This is a genomic window from Amycolatopsis granulosa (genome assembly GCF_011758745.1).
GTDB lineage: Bacteria > Actinomycetota > Actinomycetes > Mycobacteriales > Pseudonocardiaceae > Amycolatopsis_E > Amycolatopsis_E granulosa.
Window position 1 is genome coordinate 1,854,481 of the sequence record NZ_JAANOV010000001.1, and the last position, 16,681, is coordinate 1,871,161.

The following is a 16,681-nucleotide window of genomic DNA, read 5'->3' on the forward strand; positions in this document are numbered from 1 at the left end:
CGGGGGGTCGGTCCGCACTCCTGGTGCTAATCTCGGGTGCAGGCGCCACCATTCGGGCTCACTCGCCCGGGTGTGCTCAAGCCGCTTTCCCCGCCCAGTCAAGGAGCGACAATGGCCCATGTGGGGTCACGATCGGGTCGCCGGACCGAGATCTCGCAGGTCTCGCCGCCACGCGACTCCGCCGCGCGCAGCCAGCGCAGCGGGTACGTGCTGCTCGCGGTGAGTGGTGTCGTGCTGGCCACCGCGTTCGGCGGACTGGCCACGATCATCGCGCCGGACACGGCACCGAAGCTCGCGGGGCCGGGTGGCGTCAACTCGAGCTCGGGTGCGCAGCTGGTCCCCGGCGTCGCGGCCCCCGGCCAGACACCGGTGACGGTGGACGGTGTGGCGCTGCCCGCGGGCAGCCGCACGGCCGTCGTGAGCACCAACCCGGACGGCACCCAGGTCGTCACATTGCTGCCGCCGGCCGGGTCGGACGAGGCCCCGATCGTGTTGCCGCCGGGCACGCCGCTGCCGCCCGGCACGGTCATCCCGCCGGGGACCACCCTGCCGCCGGGCACCCCGCCGCCCCCGCGCAGCGACGAGCCCGGCGGATCGTCCTCGACCAAGCCGAGCAGCCCGCCGTCGAGCGCGAGCACGCCGCCGTCGTCGACCCCGAGCAGCAGCAGCAGCTCTGCGCCGCCGTCGTCGTCGACGAGCAGCAGCCCGAGCGAGACCCCGTCGAGCAGCGCTCCGCCGGCCTCGTCCAGCGAAGGCGGCAGCAAGCCGTCCGCCGGCTGATGCGCTGACCGCTGCGGGCGGTCAGGCTTCGAAGCGGTAACCCATGCCCGGTTCCGTGATCAGGTGCCGCGGCCGCGACGGTTCGCGCTCGAGTTTGCGCCGCAGCTGCGCCAGGTACACGCGCAGGTAGTGCGATTCGTTCTCGTACCCGGGACCCCACACCTCGCGCAGCAGCTGCTTCTGGGCCACCAGCCGGCCGCGGTTGCGTACCAGCAGCTCCAGCACGCCCCACTCCGTCTTCGTCAGGTGCACCTCGACACCGTCCCGGTGCACCTTCTTCGCCAGCAGGTCGAGCGTGAACGACCCGGTCTCGACCACCGCCTCGCCCTCGGACGCCGGAGCCGCCGACCGTCGCAACGCGGCCCGCAGCCGGGCCAGCAGCTCGTCCATCCCGAACGGTTTCGTCACATAGTCGTCCGCGCCGAGGTCCAGCGCCTTCACCTTGTCCGGCGACTCGCCGCGCGCGGACAGCACGATGATCGGCACCGTGGTCCAGCCACGCAGGCCGCTGATCACGTCGGTGCCGTCGATGTCCGGCAACCCCAGGTCCAGCACCACGACATCCGGCTTCGTCTCGGCCACCGCCCGCAGCGCGGCCGCGCCGTCGTGCGCCGTCACCACCTGGTACCCGCGCGCGGTCAGGTTGATCCGCAGCGCGCGCACGATCTGCGGCTCGTCGTCGACGACCAGGACCGTGCCGGTCTGCTCGGTCACGGAGCCACCTCCTTCAGCGTCACCGGCACCACGTCCGGAGCCTGGCACGCCTTGAGCGCCACGACCACCGTCAGTCCACCACCCGGGGTGTCCTCCGCGCGGATGGCGCCGCCCATCGCCTCGGTGAATCCTTTCGCGACGGACAACCCGAGCCCGACCCCCGGCGTGGCGTCCCGGTCGCCCAACCGCTGGAACGGCGCGAACGCCGCGTCCGCCGCGCCCTTGCCCAGGCCCCGCCCGTGGTCGACGATCCGCAGCTCGACCCACTCCCCGTAGGCCGAGCCGCGCACCGCCACCGGCCCGGCGCCGTGCCGCAACGCGTTGTCCAGCACGTTCGCGATCACCCGCTCCAGCAGACCGGGATCGGCCAGTACCGCGGGCAGCCGCTCGTCCACCTCGACGACCACTGCCGCCGAACCGTCCACATTCGACAGCGCGTGCGCCACCACCTCGTCGTAGCCCACGGGCCGCAGGTGGGTGCGCACCGCACCGGCCGCCAGCCGGGACGAGTCGAGCAGGTTGTTCACCAGCCGCGTCAGCCGGTCGGTGGACTCCTCCGCGGCCTCCAGCAGCTCCTCGGTGTCCTCCGGCGACAGGTCGATGTCGCGCGCCCGCAGGCTTCCGACCGCCGCCTTGATCGACGTCAGCGGAGTGCGCAGGTCGTGCCCGAGCGCGGACAGCAACGCCGTGCGCAATTGCGTCGCCTCGGCCTGCCGCTCCGCCTCGGCCTGCGCCGCGGCCATCCGCTGCTGCCGCAACGCGAGCAGCGCCTGCCCGGCCGCCGCCTCCAGCGCCCGCCGGTCCGCCGCCGGCAACGCCCGCCCCCGCAGCGTCAGGTGCACGTCCGCGGTCACCGGGATGTCCACATCGGCCTCGTCCGGCTTGCCGCACGGGTTGACCCCGGCGTGCTCGACCACCTGCCACCGGCCGTCCCGCTTCTCCAGCAGCACCACGCACTCCATGCCGAAGTTCTCGCGCACCTTCGCGAGCAACCGCCGCAGCGGCTCGGCGTGGGTCAGCACCGTGCGCGCGTACGACGCCAGCAGCGACGCCTCGGTCCGTGCCTGCGCCGCCTGGGTGGCACGCCGTGCGGCCCGGTCCACGACCAGCGCGACCAGCACCCCGACCAGCACCATCGCGACCAGCGTGATCACGTTGCTCTGCCCGTGCACCGTCAGGGTGTAGAGCGGCTCGGTGAAGAAGAAGTTGAGCAACCCGGCCGCCAGCAGCGCCGCGACCAGAGCCGGTCCCAGCCCGCCGACCAGCGCGACCACGACCGCGGCGAGGAAGTAGTCGACCACGTCGGTGGAGAAGTCCAGGTCGCGTCGCAGCGCCATCCCGGTCACCGTGGCCAGGGCCGGTGCGAGGAACGCGAGCACCCAGCCGATCAGCAGCCGCGACGGCGCCAGCGGGCTGCGCCGCCCCAGCCACGAGCGGAGCCGCCCGCCGGCCTCGGCGTGGGTGACCATGTGCACGTCGATCTGCCCGGACCGCTGCACGACCGTGGCGCCGATGCCCTCGTCGAACAGCCGCGCGACCCGCGAGCGCCGGGACGTGCCCAGCACGAGCTGGGTCGCGTTGACGCCGCGGGCGAATTCCAGCAGGGCGGTCGGGACGTCCTCCCCGACGACCGTGTGGAACGTGCCGCCCAGCTGCTCGGCGAGCTTGCGGTACCGGCCGGTCTCGACGTGCCCGACCGGGGACAGCCCGTCGCCGCGCAGGACGTGCAGCACCAGCAGGTCCGCCCCGGCGCGGGTGGCGATGCGGCTGCCGCGCCGGACGAGCGTCTCGCTCTCCGGCCCGCCGGTGATGGCGACGACCACCCGCTCACGGGTCTCCCAGGTGTCGGTGATCCGCTGCTCGGCCCGGTACCGCTGGAGCGCCACGTCGACCTGGTCGGCCACCCACAGCAACGCCAGCTCGCGCAGTGCGGTGAGGTTGCCGGTGCGGAAGTAGTTGCCGAGCGCGGCGTCGATCCGCTCGGCCGGGTAGACGTTGCCGTGCGCGAGCCGCCGCCGCAGTGCCTCGGGCGTGATGTCGATCAGCTCGACCTGCTCGGCCCGGCGCACCACCTCGTCGGGCACGGTCTCCTGCTGCGCGACGCCGGTGATGCGCTCGACCACGTCGCCGAGGCTCTCCAGGTGCTGCACGTTGACCGTGGACAGCACGTCGATGCCGGCCGCCAGCAGCTCCTCGACGTCCTGCCAGCGCTTCTCGTTGCGCGACCCGGGCACGTTGGTGTGCGCGAGCTCGTCGACGACGGCCACCTCGGGGGCGCGGGCGAGCACCGCGTCCACGTCGAGCTCGCCGAAGTCGCGGCCGCGGTGGGTGATCCGCCGCCGCGGCACCGTCTCGATGCCGTCGAGCAGCGCCGCGGTCCTGGCCCGGCCGTGCGTCTCGACCAGGCCGGCGACCACGTCGGTGCCACGTTCCAGGCGGCGCCGCGCCTCGCCCAGCATGGCGTAGGTCTTGCCCACCCCGGGCGCCGCGCCGAGGTAGATGCGCAGCTCCCCCCGGCGCGGCGGCTCCTTCTCGACGTCCACGCGTTCAGTGTGCTCCTGCCCGCTGGACCGCGAGGTTGAGTTCGAGCACGTTCACCCCGGGGATGCCGATGCCGTGACCAGTGGTGTTGTCCTCGACCAGCCGCCGCACCCGCTCCTCGCTCAGCCCGGTGTTGCGTGCGACACGCGGCACCTGCAGCTGCGCGTAGGCGGTGCTGATCGCCGGGTCCAGGCCGGAGCCCGAGGCGGTGACCGCGTCGGCCGGTACCGCGTCCGGCGCGACGCCCTCGCGCTGCGCGACGGCCGCCCTGCGCTGATCGATCGCGGCGACCAGCGCGGGGTCGAACCCACCCTTGTTCGACCCGCCGGACACCGCCGGACCACCGGCCGCGGACGGCCGGGTGTGGAAGTACGGGTCGTGCGCCGGGTCGGCGGGCACCGGATCGATCCCGATCAGCGCGGATCCCGCGACCCGGCCGTCCACCGTCACCAGCGACCCTTCGGCGTGGTCGTGCAGGCCGGGGAGGCGGGACACCGCCCACACGCCGAGGGGATAACCCACCCCCAGCAGGACCGTGAACACCAGCAGGACGCGCAGGCCCGTGCCGGCCTGCTTCACCAGATTCGTGATCATCACTACCCGATTCCAGGGATGACGCGGACCACGAGGTCCACGAGCCAGATGCCGAGGAACGGCGTGACGATCCCGCCGGCCCCGTAGATCAGCAGGTTGCGCCGTAGCAGCGCGGACGCGCTCGACGGCCGGTACCGCACGCCCCGCAACGCGAGCGGGATCAACGCGACGATGACCAGCGCGTTGAAGATCACCGCGGACAGGATCGCCGAGCGCGGCGTGGCCAGGTGCAGGATGTTCAGCGCGGCCAGCTGCGGGAAGATCGCCACGAACATGGCCGGCAGGATCGCGAAGTACTTCGCGAGGTCGTTGGCGATGCTGAAGGTGGTGAGCGCGCCGCGGGTGATCAGCAGCTGCTTGCCGATCTCCACGATCTCGATCAGCTTCGTCGGGTCGGAGTCCAGGTCGACCATGTTGCCGGCCTCCTTGGCGGCCGACGTGCCGGTGTTCATCGCGACGCCGACGTCGGAGGCCGCCAGCGCGGGGGCGTCGTTCGTGCCGTCGCCGGTCATCGCCACCAGGCGGCCGCCCTCCTGCTCCCGGTGGATCAGCGCCATCTTGTCCTCGGGCCTGGCCTCGGCGAGGTAGTCGTCCACACCGGCGTCGGCCGCGATGGCCTTCGCCGTCAACGGGTTGTCCCCGGTGATCATCACCGTCCGGATGCCCATCCGGCGCAGCTCGGCGAAGCGCTCCCGCATGCCGGGCTTGACCACGTCGGACAGCCGGATCACGCCCCGTACCACCGCCCTGCTCCCGGTCAGCTCGGCGACCACCAGCGGGGTGCCCCCCTGCCGGCTGATCTCGCCGACGACGCGCTCGGTCTCGGCCGGGAACTCGCCGCCGTGCCCGGTGATCCAGGCGCGCACGGCGCTCACCGCGCCCTTGCGGACCTGGCGGCCGGGCAGGTCGGCACCGCTCATCCGGGTCTGCGCGGTGAACGGGACGAACTCGCCGCCGTCGGGGACCGGCGTGCCCTCGGTCAGTTCGACGACGCTGCGGCCCTCCGGTGTGCCGTCGGCCAGGCTGGACAGCCGGGCGGCCCCGGCCAGCTGCTCCGGGGTCGTCGAGCCGACCGGGATCAGCTCGGTCGCGCGCCGGTTGCCGAAGGTGATGGTGCCGGTCTTGTCCAGCAGCAGCGTCGACACGTCCCCGGCGGCCTCCACCGCGCGCCCGGACGTGGCGAGCACGTTGCGCTGCACCAGCCGGTCCATGCCGGCGATGCCGATCGCCGACAGCAGCGCCCCGATCGTGGTGGGGATCAGGCACACCAGCAGCGCGGTCAGCACGATCACCGGCTGCTCGCGGCCGGAGTAGGCGGCCATCGGCTGCACCGCGACGACCGCGAGCAGGAAGATGATCGTCAGCGTGGACAGCAGGATCGTCAGGGCGATCTCGTTCGGCGTCTTCTGCCGCGAGGCGCCTTCGACCAGGGCGATCATCCGGTCCACGAACGACTCCCCCGGCTTGCTGGTGATCCGCACGACGATCCGGTCGCTCAGCACGGTGGTGCCGCCGGTGACGGCCGACCGGTCACCGCCGGACTCGCGGATCACCGGCGCGGACTCACCGGTGATGACGGACTCGTCGACCGTGGCGATGCCCTCGACCACGTCGCCGTCACCCGGGACGACCTCCCCGGCCTCGACGACCACCAGATCACCTGGCCGCAGGCCCGCGCCGGGCACGCGTTCCACACCGTCCGGGGTGATGCGCCGCGCGATCGTCTCCTTCTTGGTGCGGCGCAACGACTCCGCCTGCGCCTTGCCCCGGCCCTCGGCGACCGCCTCCGCCAGGTTGGCGAACACGACCGTGAACCACAGCCAGACCGCGATCAGGATGGTGAACACGTTCGGCTCGGCCACCGCGAACACCGTGGTCAGCACCGATCCGGCCCACACCACGAACATGACCGGGTTGCGAACCTGGTGCCGCGGGCCGAGCTTGCGCAGCGCCTCCGGCAGCGCGGTCAGCATCTGCCGCCCGCTGAACACCCCCGCCCCCGCGCGTTCCGGTTCCGCCGGCGTCGCGACGGGTTTCTCTTCGGTGCGGGTCATGCCAGGGCCTCCGCGACGGGACCGAGCGCGAGCGCGGGGACGAACGTCAGCGCCGCGACGAGGACGATGGTGCCGGTGAGCACCGAGCCGAACAGCGGCCCGGTCGTGGGCAGCGTGCCCGCGGTCCGCGGCACCTTCTGCTGGGCCGCGAGCGACCCGGCCAGGCACAGCACCGCGATGATCGGCACGAACCGGCCGACCAGCATCGCCACCGACAGCGAAGACTGGAACCACCCGCTGGTGGCGGTGAGGCCGCCGAACGCGCTGCCGTTGTTGTTGCCGGTCGAGGTGTAGGCGTAGAGCACTTCGGACAGTCCGTGCGGCCCGCTGTTGCCCATCGCCGCCGCGGTGCCCGGCACGAGCAGGGCGGCGCCGGTCCCGAGCAGGACGACCGCCGGCATCGCCAGCATCGCGATCGCCGAAGCGGTGACCTCGCGCCTGCCGAGCTTCTTGCCCAGGTACTCCGGGGTGCGCCCGACCATCAGGCCGGCCAGGAACATCGCGATGATCGCCATCACCAGGATGCTGTACAGGCCGGTGCCGACCCCGCCGGGCGAGAGCTCGCCGAACAGCATGTGCAGCAGCGGCATCCCGCCGCCCAGCCCGCTGAAACTGTCGTGCATCGCGTTGACCGCGCCGGTCGAGGTGCCGGTGGTGCTGGTGGCGAACAACGCGGACGAGCCGATGCCGAACCGCTGTTCCTTGCCCTCCAGGCCCGCCCCGGCCAGCAGGGCGGCGGGACCGTTCGGATGCGCCTCGGCCCACCAGGTCACGGCCAGCACGAACGTCCACAGCAGACCCATCACCGACAGCAGCACGTACCCCTGCCGCGGATTGCCCACCAGCCGGCCGAACGTGCGGGTCAGCGACACCGGGATCACCAGGATCAGGAAGATCTCGACGAGGTCGGTCCAGGTGTTCGGGTTCTCGAACGGGTGCGCCGAGTTGGCGTTGAAGATGCCGCCGCCGTTGGTGCCCAGTTCCTTGACGACCTCCTGGCTCGCCGTCGGCGCCAGCGCGATGGTGTTGCGCGCGCCGTCCGGTCCGGTGACGGTCACGCCGGCGCGCAGGCTCTGCGTGACACCCAGCGCGACCAGCACGACCGCGAAGACGGCCGCGATCGGCAGCAGGATCCGCACGGTGCCGCGGGTCAGGTCGACCCAGAAGTTGCCCAGCCGGTCGGTCTTCGCCCGCGTGATCCCGCGGACCAGAGCCATCGCGACCGACAGGCCGACCGCCGCGGACAGGAAGTTCTGCACGGTCAGCCCGGCCATACCGACGAGGTGTCCCATGGTGGTCTCGGGCACGTAGGACTGCCAGTTCGTGTTGGTGACGAAACTGACCGCGGTGTTGAACGCGGTGCCCGGGCCGACCGGGCCGCGGCCGAGGCTCAGTGGCAGCGACGACTGGAGGCGCTGCAACAGGTACAGGACCACGACGGACACCAGCGAGAACCCCAGCACGCCGAGCGCGTAGGTCGGCCAGCGCTGCTCGGCGGACGGGTCCACCCGGCAGACGCGGTACAGGCCGCGCTCGAACCGCAGGTGCCTGTCGCTGGTGAACACGCGCGCCATGTAGTCGCCCAGCGGACGGTGGACGAGCGCGAGCGCCGCGAGCAGGATGCCGGCCGTGACCAGGCCGGAGGCGAGGTCGGACATCAGAACCTCTCCGGCCGCAGCAGCGCCACGAACAGGTAGCCGATCAGGCCCAGCGCCAGCACCCCGCCGACCACGTTGGCCACGACCCCCGCGCCGTTCACAGCCGCTCCAGTCCGCGCAAGGTCAGCACCAGGATCGCGAACACCGCGATCAGCAGCACCGCGTACAGCAGATCCGCCACTTCACACCCTCCGACAGGGTCACTCGATCGGTGACCGTTCCGGCGACAGCCTGCACTCGGACGGGGTCGTTTCCGGCCCACCTGACGGCCCCTTGACGCTGGTCCGGCACGCCTTTACGGGTCTTTGAGGTGCGTGTTCGAGCGACCACACTCCGTGCAAGGCATCCGGTCAGACCGGACCAATCGCGCAGACAGCTCCCAGCGAGTTGTGTTACGACGGTGTTACACATAGTTGTAGTTGCTCAGTATCTGGAGGGGAGCGCGTATGTGCGGCATCACGGGGTGGGTGTCCTTCGAGACCGACCTCACCCAGCGGCGCGAGGTGCTCGACGCCATGACGGAGACGATGGCCTGCCGTGGTCCGGACGACTCCGGGACGTGGCTCGCCCCGCACGCCGCCCTCGGGCACCGGCGGCTGGCCATCATCGACCTGCCCGGGGGACGCCAGCCGATGTCGGTGGTGACACCGGCCGGCGAGGTCGCCATGGTCTACAGCGGTGAGGCGTACAACTTCGCCGAGCTGCGCCGCCGGCTCGAGAGCAAGGGCCACACCTTCCGCACCGACAGCGACACCGAGGTCGTGCTGCACGGCTACCTCGAGTGGGGCGAGGCCGTCGCCGAGCACCTCAACGGCATGTACGCCTTCGCGATCTGGGACGCACGCAACGACGAGCTCGTCATGATCCGCGACCGGATGGGCATCAAGCCGTTCTACTACTACCCCACCCGCGACGGGGTGCTCTTCGGGTCCGAGCCGAAGGCGATCCTGGCCAACCCCGCGGCGAAGCGGATGGTCGACGCCGACGGGCTGCGTGAGCTGTTCTCGTTCACCAAACAGCCCGGCTGGGCACTGTGGCACGGGATGTCCGAAGTGGAGCCGGGCACGATCGTCCGGGTCGGCCGCGACGGCCTGCGCACCCGCACCTACTGGAAACTCGAGGCGCGCGAGCACACCGACGACCGGGAAACGACCGTCGCGCGGGTGCGTGAGCTGATGACCGACATCGTGCACCGGCAGCTGGTCGCGGACGTACCGCGCTGCGTGCTCCTGTCCGGCGGCCTGGACTCCAGCGCGATCACCGGTCTGGCCGCCGCGCGGTTGCGCGAGGAGGGCGAGCAGTTGCGCACCTTCTCCGTCGACTTCGTGGGGCAGGAGGAGAACTTCACACCCGACGAGATGCGCGACACCCCGGACGCCCCGTTCATCCGGGACGTGGCGAAGCTGGTCGGCTCGGCGCACCAGGACGTCGTCCTCGACCCCGCCGCGCTGACCGATCCGGCGGTGCGGCGCGCGGTCCTCACCGCACGGGACATCCCGTCCGGCCTCGGTGACCTGGACACCTCGCTGTACCTGCTGTTCAAGGCGATCCGCGCGGAGTCGACGGTGGCGCTGTCCGGCGAGTCGGCCGACGAGGTGTTCGGGGGGTACCGGTGGTTCCACGACGGCACCGCCCGCACCGCCGACACCTTCCCGTGGCTGGCGTTCCGCACCGGCGCCCACGACCGCGGCGGTCTGCTGCGCGCGGACGTGCGGTCCGGGCTCGACCTGGAGGGCTACATCGCCGACCAGTACCGCACGGCGCTGGCTCAGGTCGAGCACCTCGACGGGGCGAGCGCGCTGGAGCGGCGGATGCGCGAGGTGTGCCACCTGCACCTGACCCGGATGGTGCGGGCACTGCTGGACCGCAAGGACCGCGCCTCGATGGCGGTGGGACTGGAGGTGCGGGTGCCGTTCTGCGACCACCGGCTCGTCGAGTACGTCTACAACACGCCGTGGTCGCTCAAGACGTTCGACGGCCGCGAGAAGAGCCTGCTGCGGCACGCAACCGCGCACGTGCTGCCGCAGTCCGTTGTGGACCGCGTGAAGAGCCCGTATCCGTCCACACAGGACCCGGGGTACGCCGCGGCGTTGCAGCAGCAGGCGAAGGAGGTGCTGGCCTCGGCGGACGACGCGGTGTTCGAGCTGGTGGACCGGGCGTGGGTGACCGGCGCGGTGGAACGGGACCCGGCGACGATGCCGTCGCTGACGCGCCACGGCCTGGACCGGCTGCTGGACCTGCACCACTGGCTCGACCTCTACCGGCCCGAGCTGCGAATCTGAAAATTCGCTGTGAATTCCGGACATCGGGCACAAGTGGGTGTACGGCAGCGTTGGACAGGTCAGGAGAGGTGAGACAGATGACCCAAGCATTCACGCAGACCGCGTTCACCAACGCGCGCACGAGCCCGCGGCTCCCGACCCTGCCCACCGGCTGGCCGATCGGGTCCTACGAGTCCTACGAAGAGGCCCAGCGGGCGGTCGACCACCTCGCCGACAACGACTTCCCGGTGGCCGACGTCACGATCGTCGGGGTGGAGCCGATGCTGGTCGAGCGCGTCGCCGGCAAGCTCAGCTGGGGCCGGGTCCTCAGCAGCGCGGCGATGTCGGGTGCCTGGTTCGGTATCTTCGTCGGCCTGCTGCTGACGATGTTCACCCCGGGCGCCGGGCTGCTGCCGATCCTGTTCGGGCTCGTCGCGGGTGTCGCGTTCAGCATGGTGTTCGCCGCCATCAGCTACGGCGCGACCCGCGGCCGCCGCGACTTCGTGTCGCAGACCCAGCTGGTGGCGCGCCGCTACGACGTGCTGAGCCAGCCGCGCAACGCCGAGAAGGGCCGCGAGCTGCTGGCGAACCTCGCCGCGCGGGCGCACGTGTTCAACTGACCGGTGAGTTGAGGCGAGCCCCGGGCCGGTTTCCGGCCCGGGGCTCTTCCGTGCCTGCGGCTTACCGGGGTGCGGCACCTGCCGCGAGGGCTTCGGCCAGCCGCGGCACCTGCAGCTGCGCCCACGGGCTGAACACGAACGGGGTGCGGCTCATGCTCTCCACCAGATCGCCCCACTCGGCCCAGTGCCACTCGCACACCTCGTCGGGCGCCGGGAGCGGGTCGGACGCGGCCTCGGCGATCCACACCGGGCAGAACTCGTTCTCCACCACCCCACCGGCGTCGGTCGCGGTGTAGCGGAAGTCCGGCAGCACCGTGCGCAGCCCGCCGACCTCCAGCCCGAGCTCCTGCTGCGCGCGGCGGACGATGGCCTCCGCCATGTCCTCGCCCGGCCCGGGGTGCCCGCAGAACGAGTTGGTCCACACCCCCGGCCACGTCTTCTTGCCGATCGCGCGCCGGGTCATCAGCACCCGGCCGGACCGGTCGAAGACGTAGCAGGAGAACGCCAGGTGCAGCGGCGTGTGCGCGTCGTGCACCGTGCTCTTGGGCGCGGTGCCGACGGGGGCGAAGCGCTCGTCGAGCAACACCACGAGTTCTTCCTGGGGCACGTGTCCTGCCTTCCGTAAGGTCAGTGGGTACGCCGCGGCCGGGGCTGGCAACGCGGGCAAAAGTAGGACGACCGGTTCATGAACGGCTCCCGCCGGATCGCGGTGCCACAGCGGCGGCACGGGCGATCACCCTGGCCGTAGACGTTGAGCGAACGGTCGAAGTAGCCGGACTGGCCGTTGACGTTGACGTACAAGGCGTCGAACGACGTGCCGCCGGCCCGCAGCGCCTCGTTCATCACCTCGGCGGCCGCTTCCAGCACGGCCGCGGCCTGCGCGCGGGTCAGCTTCTCCGTGGGGCGGGCCCAGTGCAGCCGCGCCCGCCACAACGACTCGTCGGCGTAGATGTTGCCCACCCCGGACACCAGCGTCTGATCGAGCAGCGCGCGCTTGATCTCGGTGCGCCGGGAACGCAGCGCCGTGACCGCCGCGGCCGGATCGAACTCCGGGTCCATCGGATCGCGCGCGATGTGCGCGATCGGCGCGGGCAGCAGCGTGCCGTCCGCGGTCACCAGATCCGCCAGCGCGAGCCCCCCGAACGTGCGCTGGTCGACGAACCGCAGCTCCGGGCCGCCGTCGTCGAACCGGATGCGCACCCGCAGGTGCTTCTCGTCGGGCGCACCCTCGGGCTGGACGAGCATCTGGCCGCTCATGCCCAGGTGCGCGAGGATCGCCTCCTTGTCGGAGAGTTCCAGCCACAGGTACTTGCCGCGACGGCGCGCCGCCTCCACGCGAGCCCCGGCGAGGCGGCCGGTGAAGTCCTCCGGCCCCAGCTCGTGACGGCGGATCGCCCGCGGGTGCAGCACCTCGACGCGCGCGATGCCGCGGCCCGCCACGTGGGCCTGCAGCCCGCGGCGCACCACCTCGACTTCGGGAAGCTCAGGCACCTCATCACCCTAACCGCGACCAACGACAGTTCCCGAGAGCCGACCGGGTCGCCTCGTCGCTACACACTGTGACGACCCTCCCGCACCAGCCAACCCGCTACCCCCACGGGCGAACACGCTGCCCGCACCGGCAAACACGACGCCACCACGGGCAAACACGACGCCGGACGGCGTGTTCGCCGCTTGGGGCGGCGTGTTCGCCCCCCGGGCGGGGTGTTGGGCGTTCCGGGACGTGCGTGGCCGGGAACGGCGAAGCCGGGCGGCCGCGCGGGGCGGCGGCCCGGCTTCGCGGGAACGAAAACTACTCCGAGCCCTCGGGCTTGAGCTCCTCGGAGAGCGCGCGCCAGGCCGTCTCGGCGGCCTTCTGCTCGGCCTCTTTCTTCGTGGTGCCGGAGCCGTTGCCGAAATCGCGCCCGGCCACCAGAACCGTGGCGCTGAACTCCTTGCGGTGGTCGGGCCCGGTGTCCTCGACCTTGTACTCCGGCACGCCCAGGCCGGCCGACGCGGTCAGCTCCTGCAGGCTCGTCTTCCAGTCCAGCCCGGCGCCGCGCAGCGGGGCCTCGGCCAGCAGCTCGTCGAAGAGCCGGTGCACGAGCGCGCGGGCCGCGTCGATGCCGTGCGCCAGGTACGCCGCGCCGATGACGGCCTCGAGCCCGTCGGCCAGGATGCTCGCCTTGTCGCGCCCGCCGGTGAGCTCCTCGCCCTTGCCCAGCAGCAGGTGCGCACCGAGCCCGCCCGGGCCGAGCCCGCGCGCGACCCCGGCCAGCGCGTGCATGTTGACCACGCTGGCGCGCAGCTTCGCGAGCTGGCCTTCCGGCAGCTCGGGGTGCGTGCGGTACAGGTGGTCGGTGACGACCAGCCCGAGCACGGCGTCACCGAGGAACTCGAGCCGCTCGTTCGGCGGCAACCCACCGTTCTCGTACGCGTACGAGCGGTGGGTGAGCGCCAGCGTGAGCAGCTCGGCGTCGAGTTCGACGCCGAGCGCTTCGAGCAACGGTTTCGGGTCGGCGGCCGGCCCTCCCGATCTCGACCTGCCCCCCATCCTGGTCAGCGACCTCAGGCGGGCTCGACGACCTGACGACCGTCGTACTGGCCGCAGGTCGGGCAGGCCACGTGCTGCGGCTTCGGCTGCCGGCAGGCCCGGTTCGAGCAGGGCACCAGCTGCACGGGCGTCGCCTTCCACTGCGCACGACGGTGGCGCGTGTTGGAGCGCGACATCTTCCGCTTCGGGACGGCCACGACTGAATCTCCTCATCCACGGTTCGCTCACGCGGGCGCGAGCGTGCTTACTCACTGCTTACGAGCTGCTGCCCGTTCAGGCTTGCCGGCCGGGCCCACCCGCGGACGAGTCACCGAAGCGCTCGACCAGCGCGGCCCACCGAGGGTCTATCGTCTCATGCCCGTGTCCGGGGCCGAGATCGGCCCACTTCCCACCGCATTCGGGGCACAGCCCGGGGCAGTCCTCGCGGCACAGCGGGACCTGCGGCAGGGCGAGCACGACCGCGTCGCGGACCAGCGGCTGGAGGTCGATCCGGTCGTCCACCAGGCGCATGACCTCGTCCTCGTCGGTCGTTTCGTCCGTGGTGGAGTCCGGGTAGGCGAACAGCTCGGTCAGCTCGACCTCGACCTCGTCGTCGATCGGGTCGAGGCAGCGCGAGCAGACCCCGGTGGTCCGCACCGCGGCGGTGCCGGTGACCAGCACGCCCTCCACGACCGACTCGAGCAGCAGGTCCAACTCGACCTCGGCGCCCTGCGGCACCACGATCACGTCGGGCACGCCCAGCTCGACGCTGGTCGGCGCGGTGCGCTGGATGGTGCGGCTCAGGCCGGCGCGCCGGCCCAGCTCACGGGTGTCGACGACCCACGGGTCGCGGGCGTCGGGGGAGACATTCTGCTGAGACATCGGTCCGTTGGGTAGAGGGTGTGCGGAGGGGCGGCAGGCAACCTCACCACTCTACGCCCTCCCCCGGTCAGGGCTGGAAGTCGTACAGGGGCGTGGGCCGCTGGCCGCCGAGGCCGGACGGGGCGCGCAGGTGGTTGCGACCGGAGTCGACCGTGCGCAGGGTGGTGGACAGCAGTTCGGAGAACTCGGCGAGCTTGCCGTCGACGTAGGCGTCGCAGTCGGCGCGCTGGCGGTCGGCCTCGGTGTGGGCCTCGTCCACGATCCGGGCGGACTCGGCGTGCGCGGCCTGCACGACCTCGGTCTGGGACACCAGCCGGGCCTGCTCGTGACGGCCGTCCTCGACGGCTCGCTCATAGGCGTCGCGACCGGCCTGCATCATGCGCTCGGCCTCGGCGCGGGCCCGCTCGGTCAGGTTGTGGTACTCGGCCTGGCCCGCGGCGATCATCCGCTCGGCTTCGGCGCGGGCGTCGGCCATGATCTGCTCGGCGCGCGCCTGCGCGTCGGCCACCATGCGCTCGGCCTCGGCCGCCGCCTCCGAGGTGACGCGGTCGGCCTCGGCGTTGGCGTCGGTCACCGTGGTCTCGGCCTGCGTGCGTGCCTTTTCGAGCAGGTCGTCCCGCTGGTCGAGGACGTCCTGGGCGTCGTCCACCTCGCGGGGCAGCGCGTCCCGCACGTCGTCGAGCAGTTCGAGCACGTCCCCGCGCGGGACCACGCAGCTGGAGGTCATGGGCACACCGCGTGCCTCTTCCACGATCGTGACGAGCTCGTCCAGCGCCTCGAACACCCGGTACACAGCAACTCCCTAGGTGGCCTGTCCCCATCCGGCTTGCCCCAAGTCTGCCCGGTTCTCGGCGCAAAGGGCGGGAGGTGCGATACCGGGCGTGTCCGGGTGGTGCCGCCGCGGTGGCCGGAACGGGACCGACGTCCAGCGGGAGCCGTCGCCCGGTCAGGCGCGGCCGGTCAGGCGCGTCCGGCCAGCTTCGCCGTCAGCTTCGCGAACACGACGTCCGGGACCAGGTTCTTCACGTCCCCGCCGTAGGTGGCGACCTCCTTGACCAGCGAGCTGGACACGAAGCCGTAGGCGGGGTTGTTCGACATCAGCAGTGTCTCGACGCCGGAGAGCTCGCGGTTCATCTGCGCCATCTGCAGCTCGTAGTCGAAGTCACTGACCGAGCGCAGACCCTTCGCGATGGCCACGATCTCGTTGCGCCGGCAGTACTCGACGAGCAGGCCGTGCCAGGAGTCCACGCGCACGTTCGGCAGGTGCGCGGTGATCTCCCGCAGCATCTCCATCCGCTCGTCGATGGAGAACAGGCCCTGCTTGGATTTGTTGATCATGACCGCGACCACGACCTCGTCGAAGAGCTTGGCCGCCCGCTCGATGATGTCGAGGTGGCCGTTGGTCACCGGGTCGTAGGAGCCTGGACACACCGCACGCCGCATGGCGCGGACGCTATCAAGCTCTACCCGCCCTGGCGCGGTGAAGTGACGTACTCCGCCCAGTACAACGCCGTGTCGCCGTAGCGCGAGGTGCGCATCGGGTGGAATCCGGCCGGCCAGTCCGGTTCGCCGTCGCGCAGCGCGCGTTCGACGATCACCAGACCGTCCTCGGCGACCCAGCCATTACCGGCGACCGTGGCCAGCACGGCCCCGATCTTCCCCGCGTCGACCGAGTAGGGCGGATCGGCCAGCACCAGCTGGAAGGGTTCGTCCGCCGGCTGCGCCAGCACGGTCTCCACCGGACCGGAACGCACCGAGCCGCCCAGCCCCAGCGCGATCACGTTGGCCTTGAGCACCTGCGTGGCCCGCCGGTCGGACTCGACGAACACCGCCTCCGCCGCGCCGCGGGACAACGCCTCGAGGCCGAGCGCACCGGAACCGGCGTAGAGGTCCAGCACCCGCGCGCCGGTCAGCTCCCCCGCCGCCTCCAGCGCGTTGAACAACGCCTCCCGCACGCGTTCGGACGTCGGCCGGGTGCCCTGCGCCGGCACCTTGAGCCGCCGTCCGCTCGCCGCCCCGGCCACGATCCTCGTCACACCCCCATCATCGCGCTGTGTTCTGCGCG

17 protein-coding genes are annotated in these 16,681 nt (G+C 71.8%); 2 read left to right on the top strand and 15 right to left on the bottom strand.

The window, feature by feature from the left end; genetic code table 11:
- Nucleotides 1–98 precede the first annotated feature (98 nt).
- From FHX45_RS08905 to kdpF, 7 genes are read right to left on the bottom strand one after another with little or no spacing between them, the layout of a single operon-like run.
- Nucleotides 99–764 (bottom strand): hypothetical protein, encoded by a 666-nt coding sequence (locus tag FHX45_RS08905; RefSeq protein WP_167098587.1) that lies wholly within the window; start codon nucleotides 762–764, stop codon nucleotides 99–101.
- A 37-nt stretch (nucleotides 765–801) separates the two neighbouring features.
- Complete coding sequence (locus FHX45_RS08910; protein ID WP_167098590.1) at nucleotides 802–1,494, bottom strand: response regulator; 693 nt, start codon at nucleotides 1,492–1,494, stop codon at nucleotides 802–804.
- Nucleotides 1,491–4,037, bottom strand: coding sequence for a DUF4118 domain-containing protein (locus FHX45_RS08915; protein WP_167098593.1), 2,547 nt, complete (start codon nucleotides 4,035–4,037; stop codon nucleotides 1,491–1,493). Before FHX45_RS08915 ends, FHX45_RS08910 begins: the two co-directional genes overlap by 4 nt.
- 4 nt (nucleotides 4,038–4,041) lie before the next feature.
- Nucleotides 4,042–4,629 (bottom strand): potassium-transporting ATPase subunit C, encoded by a 588-nt coding sequence (locus FHX45_RS08920; protein ID WP_167108647.1) that lies wholly within the window; start codon nucleotides 4,627–4,629, stop codon nucleotides 4,042–4,044.
- Between the two features lie 2 nt (nucleotides 4,630–4,631).
- On the bottom strand, nucleotides 4,632–6,683 hold the full coding sequence (kdpB, locus tag FHX45_RS08925) for a potassium-transporting ATPase subunit KdpB (protein WP_167098596.1): 2,052 nt from the start codon (nucleotides 6,681–6,683) through the stop codon (nucleotides 4,632–4,634).
- Nucleotides 6,680–8,341: a potassium-transporting ATPase subunit KdpA gene (gene kdpA / locus FHX45_RS08930; RefSeq protein ID WP_167098599.1), complete on the bottom strand. Its 1,662-nt coding sequence runs from the start codon at nucleotides 8,339–8,341 to the stop codon at nucleotides 6,680–6,682. Before kdpA ends, kdpB begins: the two co-directional genes overlap by 4 nt.
- Nucleotides 8,341–8,442, bottom strand: a complete 102-nt coding sequence (gene kdpF, locus FHX45_RS27990; RefSeq protein ID WP_167098601.1) for a K(+)-transporting ATPase subunit F — start codon at nucleotides 8,440–8,442, stop codon at nucleotides 8,341–8,343. The genes kdpA and kdpF overlap by 1 nt, the downstream gene beginning before the upstream one ends.
- Nucleotides 8,443–8,787: 345 nt before the next feature.
- Here kdpF and asnB point away from each other — a divergent pair, with 345 nt between their 5' ends.
- Complete coding sequence (asnB, locus tag FHX45_RS08940; RefSeq protein ID WP_167098603.1) at nucleotides 8,788–10,623, top strand: asparagine synthase (glutamine-hydrolyzing); 1,836 nt, start codon at nucleotides 8,788–8,790, stop codon at nucleotides 10,621–10,623.
- Nucleotides 10,624–10,700: 77 nt separating this feature from the next.
- Entirely contained in the window at nucleotides 10,701–11,222 is a 522-nt protein-coding gene (locus FHX45_RS08945) for a YflT domain-containing protein (RefSeq protein WP_167098606.1), read from the top strand.
- A 61-nt stretch (nucleotides 11,223–11,283) separates the two neighbouring features.
- Here FHX45_RS08945 and idi read toward each other — a convergent pair whose 3' ends face one another.
- From idi to rsmD, 8 genes are all read right to left on the bottom strand, one after another.
- Nucleotides 11,284–11,829, bottom strand: coding sequence for an isopentenyl-diphosphate Delta-isomerase (idi, locus tag FHX45_RS08950; RefSeq protein WP_167098607.1), 546 nt, complete (start codon nucleotides 11,827–11,829; stop codon nucleotides 11,284–11,286).
- A 20-nt stretch (nucleotides 11,830–11,849) separates the two neighbouring features.
- On the bottom strand, nucleotides 11,850–12,713 hold the full coding sequence (mutM, locus tag FHX45_RS08955; RefSeq protein ID WP_167098611.1) for a bifunctional DNA-formamidopyrimidine glycosylase/DNA-(apurinic or apyrimidinic site) lyase: 864 nt from the start codon (nucleotides 12,711–12,713) through the stop codon (nucleotides 11,850–11,852).
- A 301-nt stretch (nucleotides 12,714–13,014) separates the two neighbouring features.
- Entirely contained in the window at nucleotides 13,015–13,755 is a 741-nt protein-coding gene (gene rnc, locus FHX45_RS08960) for a ribonuclease III (protein ID WP_167098613.1), read from the bottom strand.
- Nucleotides 13,756–13,769: 14 nt separating this feature from the next.
- Nucleotides 13,770–13,952, bottom strand: coding sequence for a 50S ribosomal protein L32 (gene rpmF, locus FHX45_RS08965; RefSeq protein WP_167098616.1), 183 nt, complete (start codon nucleotides 13,950–13,952; stop codon nucleotides 13,770–13,772).
- A gap of 76 nt (nucleotides 13,953–14,028) precedes the next feature.
- Nucleotides 14,029–14,616 (bottom strand): YceD family protein, encoded by a 588-nt coding sequence (locus tag FHX45_RS08970; RefSeq protein ID WP_167098619.1) that lies wholly within the window; start codon nucleotides 14,614–14,616, stop codon nucleotides 14,029–14,031.
- 67 nt (nucleotides 14,617–14,683) lie between these two features.
- Nucleotides 14,684–15,409 (bottom strand): DivIVA domain-containing protein, encoded by a 726-nt coding sequence (locus FHX45_RS08975; protein WP_167098621.1) that lies wholly within the window; start codon nucleotides 15,407–15,409, stop codon nucleotides 14,684–14,686.
- Nucleotides 15,410–15,576: 167 nt separating this feature from the next.
- Nucleotides 15,577–16,059, bottom strand: coding sequence for a pantetheine-phosphate adenylyltransferase (coaD, locus tag FHX45_RS08980; protein WP_167098624.1), 483 nt, complete (start codon nucleotides 16,057–16,059; stop codon nucleotides 15,577–15,579).
- A gap of 20 nt (nucleotides 16,060–16,079) precedes the next feature.
- Complete coding sequence (rsmD, locus tag FHX45_RS08985) at nucleotides 16,080–16,652, bottom strand: 16S rRNA (guanine(966)-N(2))-methyltransferase RsmD (RefSeq protein WP_341771402.1); 573 nt, start codon at nucleotides 16,650–16,652, stop codon at nucleotides 16,080–16,082.
- Nucleotides 16,653–16,681 lie beyond the last annotated feature (29 nt).

Excerpts from the sequence above, each read along its gene's own strand:
- kdpA (WP_167098599.1), bottom strand. The coding sequence starts at position 8,341 with ATGTCCGACCTCGCCTCCGGCCTGGTCACGGCCGGCATCCTGCTCGCG.
- asnB (WP_167098603.1), top strand. The coding sequence starts at position 8,788 with ATGTGCGGCATCACGGGGTGGGTGTCCTTCGAGACCGACCTCACCCAG.
- rnc (WP_167098613.1), bottom strand. The coding sequence starts at position 13,755 with ATGGGGGGCAGGTCGAGATCGGGAGGGCCGGCCGCCGACCCGAAACCG.
- FHX45_RS08970 (WP_167098619.1), bottom strand. The coding sequence starts at position 14,616 with ATGTCTCAGCAGAATGTCTCCCCCGACGCCCGCGACCCGTGGGTCGTC.
- FHX45_RS08945 (WP_167098606.1), top strand. The coding sequence starts at position 10,701 with ATGACCCAAGCATTCACGCAGACCGCGTTCACCAACGCGCGCACGAGC.
- FHX45_RS08920 (WP_167108647.1), bottom strand. The coding sequence starts at position 4,629 with ATGATCACGAATCTGGTGAAGCAGGCCGGCACGGGCCTGCGCGTCCTG.
- kdpB (WP_167098596.1), bottom strand. The coding sequence starts at position 6,683 with ATGACCCGCACCGAAGAGAAACCCGTCGCGACGCCGGCGGAACCGGAA.
- coaD (WP_167098624.1), bottom strand. The coding sequence starts at position 16,059 with ATGCGGCGTGCGGTGTGTCCAGGCTCCTACGACCCGGTGACCAACGGC.